The organism is Nakamurella leprariae (genome assembly GCF_016918035.1).
In the GTDB taxonomy this organism is placed as follows: Bacteria; Actinomycetota; Actinomycetes; order Mycobacteriales; family Nakamurellaceae; genus Nakamurella; species Nakamurella leprariae.
Genome location: NZ_JAERWK010000023.1, coordinates 1 through 16,124, shown reverse-complemented (window position 1 = coordinate 16,124; position 16,124 = coordinate 1). Strand labels below are relative to the sequence as shown.

At 72.4% G+C, this 16,124-nt stretch carries 15 protein-coding genes; 7 read left to right on the top strand and 8 right to left on the bottom strand.

The annotated features are described in order from the left end of the window. Positions 1-72 precede the first annotated feature (72 nt). The 4 genes from JL106_RS17120 to JL106_RS17105 all read right to left on the bottom strand — a co-directional run bounded on the left by JL106_RS17120 (position 73) and on the right by JL106_RS17105 (position 3,976). Entirely contained in the window at positions 73-1,128 is a 1,056-nt protein-coding gene (locus tag JL106_RS17120) for an FUSC family protein (protein WP_205261977.1), read from the bottom strand. Positions 1,129-1,189: 61 nt separating this feature from the next. After that, positions 1,190-2,719 (bottom strand): flotillin family protein, encoded by a 1,530-nt coding sequence (locus JL106_RS17115; protein ID WP_236007881.1) that lies wholly within the window; start codon positions 2,717-2,719, stop codon positions 1,190-1,192. A gap of 111 nt (positions 2,720-2,830) precedes the next feature. Continuing rightward, positions 2,831-3,403: a hypothetical protein gene (locus JL106_RS17110; protein WP_205261975.1), complete on the bottom strand. Its 573-nt coding sequence runs from the start codon at positions 3,401-3,403 to the stop codon at positions 2,831-2,833. A gap of 84 nt (positions 3,404-3,487) precedes the next feature. Then, on the bottom strand, positions 3,488-3,976 hold the full coding sequence (locus JL106_RS17105) for an ATP-binding cassette domain-containing protein (RefSeq protein WP_205261974.1): 489 nt from the start codon (positions 3,974-3,976) through the stop codon (positions 3,488-3,490). A gap of 210 nt (positions 3,977-4,186) precedes the next feature. On the opposite strand from JL106_RS17105, the gene JL106_RS17100 reads away from it, so the two are divergent. Beyond that, complete coding sequence (locus tag JL106_RS17100) at positions 4,187-4,564, top strand: VOC family protein (protein WP_205261973.1); 378 nt, start codon at positions 4,187-4,189, stop codon at positions 4,562-4,564. A 25-nt stretch (positions 4,565-4,589) separates the two neighbouring features. On the opposite strand, the gene JL106_RS17095 is transcribed toward JL106_RS17100, so the two are convergent. Continuing rightward, positions 4,590-5,435 carry a fumarylacetoacetate hydrolase family protein gene (locus JL106_RS17095; protein WP_205261972.1) on the bottom strand — a complete coding sequence of 282 codons (846 nt, stop codon included), beginning with the start codon at positions 5,433-5,435 and terminating at the stop codon, positions 4,590-4,592. A gap of 215 nt (positions 5,436-5,650) precedes the next feature. Between JL106_RS17095 and JL106_RS17090 the strand changes: the two genes are divergently transcribed. The 5 genes from JL106_RS17090 (at position 5,651) to JL106_RS17070 (ending at position 9,373) form a co-directional block, all read left to right on the top strand. Continuing rightward, positions 5,651-6,514: a DMT family protein gene (locus JL106_RS17090; RefSeq protein ID WP_205261971.1), complete on the top strand. Its 864-nt coding sequence runs from the start codon at positions 5,651-5,653 to the stop codon at positions 6,512-6,514. A 33-nt stretch (positions 6,515-6,547) separates the two neighbouring features. Continuing rightward, positions 6,548-7,114 (top strand): hypothetical protein, encoded by a 567-nt coding sequence (locus tag JL106_RS17085; RefSeq protein ID WP_205261970.1) that lies wholly within the window; start codon positions 6,548-6,550, stop codon positions 7,112-7,114. Positions 7,115-7,201: 87 nt separating this feature from the next. Beyond that, entirely contained in the window at positions 7,202-7,705 is a 504-nt protein-coding gene (locus JL106_RS21740; RefSeq protein WP_205261969.1) for a DUF421 domain-containing protein, read from the top strand. A 40-nt stretch (positions 7,706-7,745) separates the two neighbouring features. Continuing rightward, positions 7,746-8,792 (top strand): glutathione S-transferase family protein, encoded by a 1,047-nt coding sequence (locus JL106_RS17075; protein ID WP_205261968.1) that lies wholly within the window; start codon positions 7,746-7,748, stop codon positions 8,790-8,792. A 92-nt stretch (positions 8,793-8,884) separates the two neighbouring features. Then, a complete protein-coding gene (locus tag JL106_RS17070; protein ID WP_205261967.1) occupies positions 8,885-9,373 on the top strand; it encodes an SRPBCC family protein in 489 nt (162 codons plus the stop codon). A 55-nt stretch (positions 9,374-9,428) separates the two neighbouring features. Here the strand turns inward: JL106_RS17070 and aceB are convergent, their stop codons facing one another. Both aceB and aceA read right to left on the bottom strand, forming a co-directional pair. Continuing rightward, positions 9,429-11,186, bottom strand: coding sequence for a malate synthase A (gene aceB / locus JL106_RS17065; RefSeq protein WP_205261966.1), 1,758 nt, complete (start codon positions 11,184-11,186; stop codon positions 9,429-9,431). A gap of 35 nt (positions 11,187-11,221) precedes the next feature. Then, entirely contained in the window at positions 11,222-12,538 is a 1,317-nt protein-coding gene (aceA, locus tag JL106_RS17060; RefSeq protein WP_205261965.1) for an isocitrate lyase, read from the bottom strand. Between the two features lie 141 nt (positions 12,539-12,679). Here aceA and JL106_RS17055 point away from each other — a divergent pair, with 141 nt between their 5' ends. Continuing rightward, positions 12,680-14,191: an XRE family transcriptional regulator gene (locus JL106_RS17055; RefSeq protein ID WP_205261964.1), complete on the top strand. Its 1,512-nt coding sequence runs from the start codon at positions 12,680-12,682 to the stop codon at positions 14,189-14,191. A 10-nt stretch (positions 14,192-14,201) separates the two neighbouring features. On the opposite strand, the gene JL106_RS17050 is transcribed toward JL106_RS17055, so the two are convergent. Next, on the bottom strand, positions 14,202-15,878 hold the full coding sequence (locus tag JL106_RS17050; RefSeq protein WP_205261963.1) for a carboxylesterase/lipase family protein: 1,677 nt from the start codon (positions 15,876-15,878) through the stop codon (positions 14,202-14,204). Between the last annotated feature and the right edge of the window lie 246 nt (positions 15,879-16,124).

The window sequence follows — 16,124 nt, the reverse complement described above, 5'->3', positions numbered from 1 at the left end:
CCGGCGGATCGAGCGGCCCCATGATCGACCCGGGCGGGCCGACCGTCCAGCCGGGAGTGCCCCCGTACCCGCTCACGGCTGCGCCGTGCGCTCCCGGAACCACCGCGCCGGCACGATGCCCAGCACCAGCACGGCGATGAGCGCACCCCAACCGGTGTCGACCAGTCGCTCGACCGCGATGCGGCCGGCGCTGCCCGGGTGGGCGGCGGACAGCAGCAGCAGGACCAGCGGGGTGATGAACGTCAGCGCCAGCGCGGAGTGCCGGATGACGACCAGTTCGATGACGAACTGCAGGACGCCGAACAGCAACGCCAGCCAGATGCCCTGCGGGTGCAGCAGCGCCAGCAGCGCGAAGACGCCCACCCCGACGACCGTGCCGGTGATGCGGTGGACCGCCCGGACCACGGTGACGCGGTGCCGGTGCCCGATACTCAGGATGGCCACCGACGCCCCGACCACCCAGTAGCCGCGTGGCTCGCCGATGACCGTCACCAGCCCGACCCCGAGCAGCGACGCCATCACCTGACGGGCGACGCTGAGCCGGTCGGTCGCGTCGATCGGGTCCCGTCGTCTCGGAGTGGCGAACGCGGCGGCCGCAGCGGGCCAACGCACCGCGGGGATCGACATGACCAGGGCGCTGATCAGGTACGCAGCGACGCATCCCGCGGCCAGCAGCCCGAGCAGCGGACCGGGGGCGACGCCGGCGCCACCGGAAGAGATGGGCCCGGTCAGTTGTGCCGAGATGCCGAACACCAGGATGAACATGATCGCGCCGGGCGGTCCGAGCCGGGTGGCCACGGTCCCCACCGCGGACGCCACGGCGACCGCGGCCAAGCCGACCAGGGTGGCCGGGTGGGACGGCGCGACCAGCGCTCCCAGCGCCGCGACGGCGACCAGCGCCAGCGCGACCACCGGCAGCAACCGCAGTCGTCGGCGCCGCGGCTCGGCCCCGAAGTACAGCGAGGTGAAGGCGCCCAGGCTGGCCAGCAGGCCGAGATCGGTGCGACCGGCCAGCGCCCCGACCGCCACCGGCACGGCCATCGACAGACCGGCCGCGACGGCGATGGGCCATCGCCGGGGCGACGGGTTGAAGGCGATCAGACTGCGAGCGAAGCCGGTGGTGCTCATCGCCCGACATTGTCGTCCCGCCGCCCGGGGCGCTCTGCACCTCGGGCGGCGGTCGATCCGATCAGCTGGAGCGCGGTACCACCGTGGTCTTCGCGTCCCCGTCCACCGCCGCCTTGGCCATGAGGTCGGCTCCGGCCAGCCGGCTCAGCAGCCCGGCCAGGTCGACGCCGGTGAGGTCCTTGGACAGTTGCAGCCCCTGGGCCACGTTGGCGGCGACGGTCTTGCCGAGGCCGACGCCGGCGGCGCCGTCCGAGGAGATGACGGTCATCTTGTCCACCGCGGCCAGCGGGGCCGACGCGGCCTCCACCACCTGGGGCAGCACCGTGACCAGCATCTCCAGCACCGCGGCCTGGCCGTACGTGGCGAACGCCTTGGACCGCAGGTCCATCGCCTCGGCCTCGGCCTGACCGCGGGCCAGGATGGCGCTGGCCTCGGCCGAGCCCTCCCGCTCGACCGCCTCGGCGACCGCCTGCCGGCGCATCCGCTCCGCCTCACCCTTCTTGGCGCCCTCGATGGCCTCGGCCTCGGCCAGCGCGGACCGGCGGGACCGCTCGCCCTCGCCGACCAGCCGGGCCTGCTCGGCGCCGGCCTGGGCCGCGGCGATGGTGGACTGCCGCTCGGCCTCGGCCCGGGCGATGGCCGCGTTCTTGTTGGCCTGGGCCTGCGTCTCGATGCGGTACCGGTCGGCGTCGGCCGGCCGCCGCACCTCGGTGTCCAACTGCCGCTCCTTGAGCAGGGCCGTGCGCTCGGCCACCTTCTCCTGCTCGGTGAGCACCCGCTGGTCCTGCGCCGCCTTGGCCAGCGGACCGGCGGCGGCCGCCTCGGCCTTGGCCGCGTCGATCTGCGCGTCGATCTCGGCCTGCTTGAGCGACAACTGCCGGTTGGACACCGCGATGGCCTCCCGGGCCAGCAGCGATTCCTGCTCGGCGACCTGCTGCGCCCGGGCCTCGGCGATGGCCGCCTCCTTGAGCACCCGCGCGGCCTCTGGTCGTCCGAGGTCGGCCAGATAGCTGCCCTCAGCCTGGATGTCCTGCAACTGGAAGGTGTCCAGGATCAGACCCTGCCCGGTGAGCGAGGTCTCGGCCTCCTCGGCCACGGCGGAGGCGAACGCGGCGCGGTCTCGGATGATCTCCTCGATGGTGAGGCGGCCGACGATGGAGCGCAGCGCGCCGGCCAGCACCTCGGAGGTGAACACGTCGATGCCGGACTGCTGGTTCAGGAAGCGTTGCGCAGCAGCACGGATCGACGCCTCGGAGCCACCGACCTTGACGATGGCCACCCCCTCGAGGTCGGTCTTGATGCCCTGCTTGGACACCGCACCGCGGATGCCGACCGGGATGCGCCGGCTGGACAGGTCGATGGAGTGCAGCTTCTGCACCACCGGGAGCACGAACACGCTCGCCCCCATCACGACCTTCTGGCCGGACAGGTCGGTGGAGGTCACGCCGGAGGACGAGGTCGACGTCCGGCCGCGGCGGCCGGTGACCAGGAACGCCTGGTTGGGCCCGGCGACCTTGATCCGGGACAGGATCAGCAGCACGAGCAGGATGATGAGCACGGCGACGCCGCCCAGGGCGATCAGGACCGGCAAGGACACGGAACTCTCCTTCGAGGACGACGGACCGCCGGGTCCGCCGGGCTTCGGGCAGGGTCTGCAGGTCTCGCGCGGGGACGCCGGGACGGGTCCCTCGGCGCGAGAAGATCAGTCAGTGCGGTGGTTCGGCGGCGGATCGACGGGACGGTCGGGCGGCTCGAAGGCCGTTGAGACGACCTCGACGAGCGTCGGCGACACCACCCCGGCGACCATGATCGGCGTCCCGACCGGCAGCGCCAGGTCGCTGCGGGCGGCCAGTTTGACCCGGGTGCCGTGCAGCGAGACGTGGATCTCGCCGATGCCACCGGCGGGGATCCTGGTGATCACCGCACCCAGCCGACCCTCGAGATCGTGCTCGGTGGGCGTCGGGTCGGTGGCCATGACCATCAGACCGCGGGTCAGCCGGATGGCGCCGTACGACAAGGGCACCGCCCCCACCACACCGGCGCCCAACGCCACGGCGAGCCGACCACCGGTCGGCCAGCCCGTGGGCACCAGCGCGGCGACCGCCGCCCCGATGAAGCCGATCCCGCCGATGAGCGCGGCCAGGGCGGGGAGCGAGAAGACCCCGAGCCCGTCGACGTCGGCATCGAAGTGCAGGTCCCCGATCACCATGGCCACCACGAGCACCAGCAGACCGATCCCGCCCACCACCAGCAGGGTGAGGACGAGGGGATCCATCGGCACTCCTCCGGGGTGTCGGGAACAGAATGTTACCCCGGCTCAGCACCATCCGTCCAGGTGATGGTGATCTTCGGATCGACATCAGGCTGTCACGAATGGGTCTCGCTCGGCGGTCGCCGACAGGCTCCACCGCGGGCGGGCCGGACCACCCCGTTGTCGAACGCGAAGACGACCGCAGCGGCGCGGCCTCGAAGCCCGGGCTCGCGTCTCGTGGGTGACCAGCAGCACCGCGGTGCCGGTGCGGCGCAGCTCGGCGATCGCGGCCCACACGTCCCGCCGTGCGGCGAGATCCAGTCCTCGGGTCAGTTCATCCAGCACCACCAGGTGCGGCGCGTTCAGCAGCCCGGTGACCAACGACAGCCGGTGTCGTCCACCGCCACTCATCGAGCCCACGAAGGAGCGGCGTCGGTCGGCGAGGTCGAACGCCACGAGCAGCTCGTCACCGTCACGGGCCGCACCGTCCCGCTCGGGCCGGCGCTGTCCCTGCAGGCACTCCACCGTCGTCGTCGTGCCGGCGCCGTTCGCGCCGATCAGGCCGACCAGCTCGCCCGGACGGACGTCGAGGTCCACGCCGTCGACCACGGTGCGGTCGCCGTCCGCTTGACCAGCGCCCGGACGGTGACCACGGCTTTCGTCGTGTCGATCCATGCGATCGTCCGAGGCCGGGACCGCCCGCCGCATCGGCCACCGGGGACGAGATCGACCTCTGCCTGCAGGGAGAGGTGGTCCCGGGGTCCAGACTGAACGGACCCGGCGACACCACGACCTGCAGGAGTGTCGATGAGCCCGAGCTTCCGCCTGTCCGCCACGGTGCTCGACACCCCGGACGTGGCCACGCTGACCGACTTCTACCGCCGCCTGCTGGGCTGGGAGACGATCGAGGAGGCGCCGGAGTGGGCGCGGTTGCGCAGCCCGGACGGCGGTGCCGGCCTGTCGTTCCAGCTGGAGCCGGCCTACCGGCCGCCGACCTGGCCGGCCGGGACCGGCGAGCTCCCGATGATGGCCCACCTGGACATCGAGGTGGACGACCTGGACGCGGCCGGTGACCGGGCCGCCGAACTCGGTGCGACCCTGGCCGGGTTCCAGCCGCAGCAGCACGTCCGGGTCTGGCTGGATCCGGCCGGGCACCCGTTCTGCCTGTTCCTGCCGGGCGCCTGAATCCGGCGCCCGGCAGCAGGGCGATTCAGCGCTCGGCGCGGATCTGGTTGCGCAGCACGCCGAGCCCGTCGATGGAGATCTCGACGACCTCGCCGTCGACCAGCCAGCGCGGGGGCGTCCGGGCGTACCCGACCCCACCGGGGGTCCCGGTCAGCACCACGTCGCCCGGCTGCAGCGTGATCATGGTGGAGATGTAGGCGACGAGCGCGGCGGGTGAGAAGACCAGGTCGTCGGTGGACGCCTCCTGCATCAGCTCCCCGGCGACGGTGGCGCGGATGGTCGGTCCCGGCGCCCACTCGTCCGGCGTGACCAGCGCCGGACCGAGCGGCGTGCTGCGCTCCCAGCCCTTGCCGGCCAGCCACTGGGCGGTGCGGAACTGCCAGCCGCGCATCGAGACGTCGTTCGACACGGTCCATCCCGCGATGGCCGCGGCCGCCGTCTGCTCGGTGGCGCGGCGGACCGGCGTGCCGATGACGACGGCCAGCTCGGCCTCCCAGTCGAGGTGCGGATCCTCCGGCGGCAACAGGACGTCGTCCGTCGCACCGACCAGGGACTCGGCGAACTTGGGGAACAGGGTCGGGAAGGCGGGCAGCTCCATCCCCATCTCCAGGATGTGCGACCGGTAGTTCAGCCCGGCGCAGATGACCTTGCCCGGGTGCGGCACGACGGGGGCGAGATCGGCTCCGGCGTACGGGATCTGCTCGCCGACGGCCGCGGCGGCGACCTCCCGCCAGTCCGGCCGGGCCAGCAGGGAACCCACGTCGGCCACGCCGTCCAGCACCGTCAGGGTGCCGGAGTCCGGGTCCCCGGTGTTCCCGTCCAGCCGGGCCGCCCGGGTGCCCGCCGCCGTTCGCAGCGTGACCAGTCGCATCGTCGCTCTCCCTCGCCACCGGCCCGCCGGCTCGTCCACCGGGCCCCGCACCGCCGGGCCGCCCGCTGGATCGGGCCGCACCCACGCCGGCGCGGGACGAGTATCGCGGGCGGTCGGCCACCGGGGCCCACCACCCCCGCCTGACGACCCGCCGACCTGACGAGCCGCCGAGCCGACGCACGCCCGTCCCACGCGCCGCCTGGGAGACTGCCGCCATGGTGATCGGGATCCTGCTGGTGGTGCTGGCGGCGGTGGCCAGTGGCGCGGGCTCGGTCCTCGAGTCACAGGGCGCCAAGGCAGCCGCCCGCGGTGGCCCCAGTCATGCCGTGCCGTTCAGCCAACTGCTCCGGCGACCGCGGTACGTGGTCGGCCTGGTCGTCGACCTGACCGGGTTCATCGCGGCGGCGGCGGCCATGCAGTACCTGCCGTTGTTCATGGTGCAGGCCGGGGTGGCCAGCAGCGTCGGCGTCACCGCGGTGCTGGCGGCGGTGCTCGGCGCCCGGCTGCCGCGGCAGTCGGTCATCGCGCTGGTCGGCATGCTGGCCGGACTGGTGCTGCTGGCCATCTCGGCCCGGGACGAACCGCCGATCGAGCTGGCCGAGATCTGGCGCTGGACGCTGGTCGTCGCGGTCATCCCCACCGCCGGCATCGCGGCGCTGGCCAAGCGACTGCCGGCCGGGCGTCCCCGCGCCATCACGTTGTCCCTGGCCGCCGGCCTGGGCTTCACCTGGGTGGCCGTCGCGGCCCGGACGCTGGACGCGCCGCACGCCTGGTGGCTGTACCTGATCGACCCGACCTTCCTGGCCATCGCCCTGAACGGGGTCCTGGCCACCACCGCGTTCGGCGCCGCGTTGGAACACGGCTCGGTGACGCTGGTCTCGGCGGTGAACTACGCGACCGAGACCGTGCTGCCGTCGGCCATCGGCCTGTCGTTCCTGGGCGACCGGGTGCGCGAGGGGTTCGGCGGGATCGCCACCGTGGGCTTCGTGCTGGCCGTGGCCGGCGCGTTGAGCCTGGCCGGGTTGAGCGCCCGGATCGCCGTGCCGACCCGAGCGGTGACCGCGGCGCCATCGGTGTGAATCCGACCCGCTGTCCGGTGGTAGGAACGAGCGATGCCGGACGCCGCGAAACGGTTCCACCCGCGCCATGCGCTCACGGACGACGACGATTCGACCCTGTCGACGGTCCGCCGACAGCGCAAGCCCGCGTACGCCCGCTGGTTGCGCCGGTTCGGCGCCGTGGCGCTGCTCGCGATCGTCGTGGCGGGCGCGACGGGATGGCTGGGAGTGCGGGCCGGGACCGTGCGGGCCACCGCCGACGGCTGGACGCTCGAGCTGACGTACCCACGGGTGGCCCGCGCCGGACTGGACGTCCCGGTGTCCATCCGGGTCACCGCGCCGGAGCCGCTCGCCGAGCGTCCACTCACGCTCACCGTCGACCGCGCCTTCCTCGACCTGTTCGAGACCCAGGGCTGGAACCCGGAACCCTCGGCGACCACCGGGGACGGTGACCGGGTGGCGCTCGAGTTCGACACGGCCCCCGAAGGCGACGTGTTCCGGGCGGACTACGACGCCTACATCCAGCCGAGCAGTCAGATCGGCATCGACGCCCGCGTCGGGCTCGAGGTGGACGACGAGGAGATCGTCTCCGTCGGGTTCACCACCACGCTGCTGCCCTGATGTCGCTGCCCTGATGTCGCCGCCCTGATGTCGCCGCCCTGATGTCGCCGCCTGCCCCGATGCTGCCTGCCCCGAGGAGCCGTTGCCGTGGAGATCGTCTACCGCGCCGCCGTCATGTTCCTGTTCCTGTGGCTGGTCACCAGGATCGTCGGCCGCTCGACCCTGGGTGAGTTGAGCAGCTTCCAGCTCATCCTGTTCATCGTGATGGGCGACATGGTCCAGCAGGCCGTGACCCAGCAGGACTCGTCGCTCACCGGTGGCCTGCTCGCCGTCTCGGTGTTCGCGGTGCTGACGCTGGCCCTGTCCTGGGCCGACTCGCGCTGGCCGCGCGCTCGGGCGGTGACCACCGGGGTCGCCGTCGTCGTGGTGGAACGGGGCGAACCGCAGATGGATGTGCTGCGCGCCGAACGCATGTCGATCGACGACCTGATGGCCGCCGCCCGCCAGCAGGGTTTCGAACGGTTCAGCGACATCCGGTTGGCCGTGCTGGAGGCCAACGGCGAACTGTCGTTCTTCAAGCGGCAGGAGTCCGGCGACGGCACGCCGGTGACCGGGTCCGACGGCTCCCCCAACCAGCCCTCGGTCGGATGAGGCGGGGCAGCACGGCGGTGTGCGATGGCAGGCTGGAGCCATGACGGACACCGGGACCGATGCCAAGCAGGGTTCGTACGTCACCGCCGGGAGCGAGTTCACCCGCGACACCGACTACATCACCACCCGGATCACCGCGACCGGGGCCGGCCAGGACGAGTACCCGGTGGAGGCCGACCGGTACCGGCTGGTGGTGGCCCGGGCCTGCCCGTGGGCCAACCGCGCGGTGATCGTGCGCCGGCTGCTCGGCCTGGAGTCGGTGATCTCGATGGGCATGTGCGGGCCGACCCACGACGAGCGCAGTTGGACCTTCGACCTGGATCCCGACGGGGTCGACCCGGTGCTCGGCATCCCGCGGCTGCAGGACGCGTACTTCGCCCGGTTCCCCGACTACCCGCGCGGCATCACCGTGCCCGCCATGGTGGACGTGCCGACCGGGGCGGTCGTGACCAACGACTACCGGCAGATGACGCTCGACTTCTCCACCGAGTGGACGGCGCACCACCGCGACGGCGCGCCGGACCTGTACCCGGAGGCCCTGCGCGAGGAGATCGACGAGGTGGCGCGCCGCAACTACACCGAGGTCAACAACGGCGTCTACCGGTGTGGGTTCGCCGGCTCGCAGGAGTCGTACGACGCCGCGTACGACCGGCTGTTCACCCGGCTCGACTGGCTCTCCGACCGGCTGCGTGACCGCCGGTACCTGGTCGGCGACACCATCACCCAGGCCGACGTCTTCCTGTTCACCACGCTGGCCCGGTTCGACGCCGTCTACCACGGGCACTTCAAGTGCAACCGCAGCAAGCTGTCGGAGATGCCGGTGCTGTGGGCGTACGCGCGAGACCTGTTCCAGACGCCCGGGTTCGGCGACACCACCGACTTCGTGCAGATCAGGCAGCACTACTACATCGTCCACTCGGACATCAACCCGACGCAGATCGTGCCCAAGGGTCCGGACCTGGCCAACTGGTGGACGGCCCACCACCGCGAGCAGCTGGGGGGCCGGCCGTTCGGCGACGGCACCCCGCCCCCGCCGCCGGTGCAGGCCGAGCGGGTGCCGGCCGACCACGCCGCGCCGCAAGGGTGATCGCGGCCAGCTGCTCGAGGCCGGGTGATCGGCGGGGGTGATCGGCGGGGGCCGATCGTTCACCGGCCGGCGACGTCGGTCACACTGCACCCATGACCGAGACGACAGGGTTGTCCTTCTCCGATTCGATCCTCATCGACGCCTCTCCGGAGGCCGTCTACGAGCTGGTCAGCGACGTGACGCGGACCGGCGAGTGGAGCCCCAAGTGCAAGGCCGCGTGGTGGGACGAGGGCGCCGGCCCGCGCGTGGGCGACTGGTTCAACGGCCGCAACGAGGCCAACGGCAACACCTGGGAGACCCGGTCGCTGGTCGTCGCGGCCGAGCCGGGCCGGGAATTCACCTGGCAGGTCGGCGGTGAGCTCGTCCGTTGGGGCTACACGCTCGCCCCCGAGGGCGAGGGCACTCGGCTCACCGAATCCTGGGAGCTGCTGCCGGGCGGCAAGGACTTCTTCCTCAACCAGTTCGGCGAGGAGACGGGGCAGGCGCTCATCGACGAGCGCCAGGGTTGGGCGCAGACCGGCATCCCGGAGACGCTGGCCGCGATCAAGGCGATCGCGGAGCGGGACCTGGTCGGCGCCTGAGACGTCGTTCGTTCCCGGGGCCGGACCGAGCTGCTCGGTCCGGCCCCGGGGTGTGTCAGGGCTCCGACCGGACCTCGTGGCCGCGGACGACCTCGGACCGGCGCAGGTCTTCGGCGGTCGGCCGCTGCGCCGGCTGCAGCGGCCGGTCGACCAGGTAGCGGACGTAGGCGTACGGGGTGAAGAACGCGGGCAGCTCCTCGCCGAGCGCGGTCTCGACGAAGACGTCGCGGGCCTCGTCGACGTGCCGGTGGTCACGGTCGTCGGTGGCCTGGGCGTGCAGCAGCTCGACCTCGTGGTCCATCAGCTCGGTGACCAGGTCCCGGGTGACGACCAGCCCCTCGGCCAGCCTGACCCGATGATGCAGCCACTGCCACACCTGGGCTCGGGAGATCTCGACGGTGGCGGCGTCCTCCATGAGCGAGTCGATGGCCACCGCGCCCTGCCCGCTGACCCACGCGGTCAGGTAGCGCAGCGACACCGAGACGTTGGTGCGCAGGCCGGTGAGGGTGATCCACGGCGGCGTGGTCGTCGGCGTCCCGATGAGATCCGTGGCCGTGACGGCGACGCCGTCGCCCTGCCGGTCGCGTTGCCGGTCGCGCTGGTCGGGGCGACCCTGCAGCACCGCCTCGAAGGCGTCGCGGCAGGTCGGCACCAGGGCCGGGTGGGCGGCCCAGGAGCCGTCGAAGCCGTCGGCGGCCTCCCGGTCCTTGTCCGCGCGCATCTTGGTCAGCGCCCGCTCGGCTGCCTGCGGGTCGGCCTTGCTCGGCACGAACGCGGCCATGCCGCCGATGGCGTGCGCGCCGCGGCGATGGCAGGTGGCCACCAGCAGGTCGGTGTAGGCGCGCATGGTCGGGATGGTCATGGTCAGCTCAGCCCGCTCCGGCAGCACGAACTCCGGCCCGCGCTGGGCGAAGGTCTTGATCCGGCTGAACAGGTAGTCCCACCGGCCCGCGTTCAGCCCAGCGCTGTGATCCCGCAGCTCGTACAGGATCTCGTCCATCTCGAACGCCGCCGGCAGCGTCTCGATGAGGACGGTGGCCCGGATGGTGCCCTGCGGGATGCCGAGCAGCGCCTGGGCCTGCACGAACACGTCGTTCCACAGCCGGGCCTCGAGGTGCGACTCGAGCTTGGGCAGGTAGCAGTACGGTCCCGCCCCGCGGGCGATCAGCTCGCGGGCGTTGTGGAAGAAGAACAGGCCGAAGTCGACCAGCGACGCCGACATCGGCCGTCCGTCGATGGTCAGGTGCTTCTCGCACAGCCTCCACCCGCGGGGCCGGACCACGATCGTCGGCCGCTGAGACGCCTCGACGACGCGGTACTCGCGACCGCTGTCGTCGGTGAACTCGATCCGGTCGCGGATCGCGTCCAGCAGGTTGAGCTGTCCATCGATGACGGTCTGCCAGGCCGGGGCGGTGGCGTCCTCGAAGTCGGCCATCCACACGTCCGCGCCCGAGTTCAGCGCATTGATGGTCATCCGGCGGGTCACCGGGCCGGTCATCTCCACCCGCCGCCGGGTCAGGCCGGGCGCCGGCGGCGCCACCTGCCAGGACGGGTCGCGGCGGATCGACCCGGTGCCGGGCAGGAAGTCCAGATCCTCGCCGTGCCGGATCCGGTGGGCACGGGCCCGCCGAGCGGCGAGCAGATCGGCGCGGCGGCCGGCCGCGGCATTGTCCAGCCGGGCCAGGAAGTCCAGCGCCTCCGGGGTCAGGATCTCCTCGAACCGGTCGTGCCAGGCGCCGACCACAGTCGGGCGGGTGATCGGGCGGGTGCTGCTGGGAGTGGGCGGGTCAGTGGAAGAGACGGTCTGCGTCATGACTGGGTCCTCAGCTCGGGTCGGTCGACCGGCGATCAGTGGAACTGCTCTTCCTCGGTGGAGCCGGACAGGGCCGTGGTCGCGCTGTCGGGGTTCAGGGCGGTGGCCACGGCGTCGAAGTAGCCGGTCCCGACCTCGGCCTGGTGCTTGACCGCGGTGTAACCGGCCGCCTCGTCGGCGAACTCGGCCTCCTGCAACTGGACGTAGGCGCTCATCCCGGTCCGCGAGTAGCCCTGGGCCAGGTGGAACATCGAGTGGTTCAGCGCGTGGAACCCGGCCAGGGTGATGAACTGGAACCGGTAGCCCAGCTCCCCGAGTTCCTCCTGGAACGCGGCGATCTCGCGGTCCGAGAGTGCGGCCTTCCAGTTGAACGACGGCGAGCAGTTGTAGGCCAGCATCTGGTCGGGGAACTCGCGATGCAGCTCGGTGGCGAACTCCCGGGCCAGCCCCAGATCGGGCGTGCCGGTCTCCACCCAGATCAGGTCCGAGTACGGCGCGTACGCCTTGGCCCGGGCCAGCACCGGCTCGATGCCGTTGCGCACCCGGTAGAACCCCTCGCTGGTCCGTTCCCCGGTGGTGAACGGCCGGTCGGTCTCATCGACGTCGCTGGTCAGCAGGTCCGCGGCCAGCGCGTCGGTGCGGGCGATCACGATGCTCGGCACCCCGGCGACGTCCGCCGCCAGCCGGGCCGCATTCAAGGTGCGCACGTGCTGCGCGGTCGGGATCAGGACCTTGCCGCCCAAGTGGCCGCACTTCTTCTCCGACGCCAGTTGGTCCTCCCAGTGCACCCCGGCCGCGCCGGAGGCGATCATCGACTTCATCAACTCGAACGCGTTCAGCGCCCCACCGAACCCGGCCTCGGCGTCGGCCACGATCGGCACCAGCCACTGGCGGTCGGGACGACCGGCGGCGTGGTCGATCTCGTCCGCCCGCAGCAGCGCGTTGTTGATCCGGCGGACCACCGCCGGCACCGAGTTCGCCGGGTACAGGCTCTGATCCGGGTACGTCTGCCCGGCCAGGTTCGCATCCGCCGCCACCTGCCACCCGGACAGGTAGATCGCCTCCAACCCACCCCGGACCATCTGCACAGCCTGATTCCCGGTCAACGCCCCCAGCGCCCGGGTGAACGTCTTCGTCTGCAGCGCCGACCACAGCCGCTCCGCACCCAGACGCGCCAGGGTGTGCTCCTCCTGCACCGTGCCGCGCAACCGCACCACGTCCTGCGCCGAGTACGTCCGCGAGACGCCCACCCACCGCGGGTCGGAGTCCCACGAGTGCTGCAGTGCCGCAGCGGCATCCGCGGCAGGGGCGTCGGCGGCCGGTGCGGCCTTCGGGGACAGGGTGGCGGTCATGGTGATCCTCTCGGCGGCACCGATCCAGGGTTTCGGTCGGTGATGGGCGGTCCGGGAACGCACCCACCGTCCCGTGCAGGATCAAGATCCTCAATGCATCGAGCAGTTCAAGAACTGCAGTTCTTGCGCTACCGTGCAACAATGCCGCAGCCGTCGTCCGGTGTGAAGAGTCGCCGTCCGCCCGCTTCCGCACCGTCGGGCACCGTGCCCACCCCCGCCGGAGCCCCCGACCCGCTCACCGTCGGCCGCCGGCTGCGCCACTTGCGTCGGCAGCAGCAGCGCACGCTCGACGACCTGGCCGGCGCCGTGGGCATGTCCGCGTCCGCGCTGTCGTTGCTGGAGAACGGCAAGCGCGAGGCGAAGTTGTCCACCCTGACCGCGCTGGCCGCGGCGCTCGGCACCGGGCTGGGTGAGCTGCTCGCCGTGGAGCCGCCCAGCCGGCGGGCCGCGCTGGAGATCGAGCTCGAGAAGGCGCAGCGTGCACCGGCTTTCGAGGCACTGGGGGTGCCCGCGGTGCGGCCCGGGCCGCGACTGCCCACCGATGCGCTCGAGGCACTGGTCGGCCTGCACCGGGAACTGGCCCGCGAGCAGGCCGCCCGGGTGGCCACCCCGGAGGCGGCCCGGCGGGCCAACGCCGAGCTTCGGCTGGAGATGCGCCGACGGGACAACTACTACGGCGAGATCGAACAACTCGCGGCCGGCCTGCTCACCGCGTCCCGGTACGAGGGCGGCCCGATCACCCGAGCCGTCGTCGACCGGCTGGCCGGACACCTCGGCTTCCGGCTGCAGCACGCCGTCGACCTGCCCGAGTCGACGCGCACCGTCAGCGATCTCGCCAACCGCATCATCTACCTACCCCGCCCTGAGGTCGGACAGCACGGCTCCCGCTCGCTGGCCCTGCAGGCGCTCGGCCACTTCGTCCTGGGCCACCAGGTGCCACAGGACTACTCGGAGTTCCTCCGGCAGCGCGTTGAGATCAACTACTTCGCCGCCGCGGTGCTGTTGCCCGAACAGGGCACGCTGACCATGCTCGAGCGCGCCCGGGCCGAACGCGACATCGCCATCGAGGACCTGCGCGACGCCTACGCTGTCTCCTACGAGACCGCCGCCCACCGCTTCACCAACCTGGCCACCCGGCACCTCGGGATGCCGGTGCACTTCATGCGGATCTCCTCGGCCGGCATCATCCACAAGGCCTACGAGAACGACGGTGTCCACTTCTCCAGCGACCTCACCGGCGCCATCGAGGGCCAGCGGGTGTGCCGGGCGTGGACCGCCCGCGCGGTGTTCGACCAGCCGGACACCTCGCGGGCGTACCAGCAGTACACCGACACCAGCTCGGGCACCTACTGGTGCACCGCTCTGGTCGACCCCAACCCCGCCGGTCTGTTCTCGGTCAGCGTCGGCATGCCCTATCGCGTCGCCCAGTGGATGCGCGGCCGGGACACCCAGTCCCGCGCCCGGTCCCGCTGCCCCGACCCGAGCTGCTGCAGCGAACCGCCGGCCGAGCTCGCCGGACGCTGGGACGGCCTCGCCTGGCCCAGCGCCCGGGCCCACTCACACCTGCTGGCCGCCATGCCGCCCGGCGTGTTCCCCGGAGTCGACCAGCGGGAGGTGCTGCAGTTCCTCGACCGTCACGCCGCCGGCCGGTGACGGGCGCCGGTCACGCCGCCGGGGTGATGCCGGCCCAGAAGTCACAGCGGTGCTCGGCCGCTGCGTCGACCATCGACGATCCGCCCTGCACCAACCGCATCACGTGGGTGGACGACGCCGTCATCGCCGGCCAGTCCGGCAGACCGTCCGCGACTGGCACACCGATCCGGGCGAACGCCGACCAGGCGTCGATCATCGCGTCCGAGAGCTGCTGCTGCTCGGGCGTCCTCAGTGCACTGGTGCCACCCAGGTCGAACAGGAACGGCAGCTCGGTGGCGTGCGTGGCCCCCAGCGGCACCGACGGTACGTCGAGCCCGTTGACGTTCGGCGCCTGGGGGTCGGCGAACTCGAACCCGTACACGGTGGTGGCGCCGGCCAGCTGCTGATCGGCGTGCAGGGTCGGGCAGGCCCAAGCACTGTCGCTGATCACCGCCGCCCAGGCCAGCCCGGGTGAGTCGAAGGCCGACAGCGGGTACTGCTCCTGTACCGTCGCGGCCGACTCACCGAACGCTGCCCGCAACAGGCTCGGATAGGTCTGCTCGGTCACCGACGCCGGGTCGGCCGTCAGCGCCGCGGCCACGAACGAGCGGGCCTCGTCCTGGGTGCCTCCGGACAGCACCGGCACCTCGGCCACCTCCCCCTGCGCCACCGCGACGGCCGGGTCGAGCGGCAGCAGGTCGGTGCCGAAGGCGACGCTGTTGGACAACTGATCGGTCGAGGCGGCCAGCGTCTCGGCGGGCAGCGCCCGCAGGCAGGCGATCGGATCCGGGTCGGCGCACCCCAGCGTCGCGGCCGCGCCCGTGCCCAGGGCCTGCGACGTGGACAGGTCGACGTACGGGCGGGACGCGGGCAGGCCCGGGTACAGGGTGCCCGCCGGCCAGGACAGCGCGCACGACCCGGACGAGACGGCCACCTTGGCGACGAGTCCGGTCGCGGCGGGTGAGGTCAGGAACGCGCAGGCCGACATGCCGCCGGCCGACTCACCGAACACGGTCAGGTCGTCCGGGTCGCCGCCGAACGCAGCCGCGTTGTCCTTGACCCACCGCGTCGCGGCGATCTGGTCGGCGAGCCCGAAGTTCCCCGATCCGGGAAGGCCGGGCAGCCCCAGGTAGCCGAAGATGCCCAACCGGTAGTTGACCGTGACGACGATGACGTCGCCACGGGACGCCAGGCGTTGCGCGTCGTACTCGGCGCCGGATCCGTCGGTGAAGCCGCCGCCGTGCCACCACACCATCACCGGCACCGGTGTGGCCGGATCGGCGCTCAAGGGCGTGGTCACGTTCAGGAACAGGCAGTCCTCGACCGTGCTGCCCGGTGGTAGGCCGGTCGGCGCGTCCGGCGCGCAGGCGGCGCCGGACGCGGTGGCGTCGACCGGCTCGGAGGTGGGCGGCAGCACTTCGGGCAGCGTCCAGCGCCGCTCCCCCACCGGCGGCTGCGCGTAGCGGACGCCGAGGAACTGCCGGGTCAACGGAGTGGTCGTCCCGGTCAACGTCCCCGAGCTGGTCACCGCGGTGGGCGGACCGTCCGGCGCCGCGACCGTCGACGAGGTGACCGGCGAGAATGACGGGCTGGTCGGTGCGCTCGTCGGTCCCGGCTCCGAGCCGCCTGTGCAGCCGGCGAGCACCAGCAGGGTGAGAGCGAGCAGGGTGAGCAGCGGCGCCGTGCGGCGAGCGGGCGAGATCCGCACGGTCCCAGTACAGCACGGGCCGTCGAACAGGCGATGACCACCCGATCTCGGCCGCACCTCAGATGTCGGCCTGGCCCGTCGTCGCACCGGGCCGACCGCGACGAGCAGGACCCTGGGACGGGATCTCGGTCGGCGGGGGTTCAGCTCAGGTCTGGGTAGAGCGGGTGTCGGGTGGCGAGGGTGGCCACGCGGGTGCGGAGTGTGTGGGCGAGGTCGGTGGGCAGGTCGCCGACGGGGGCGGTGAGG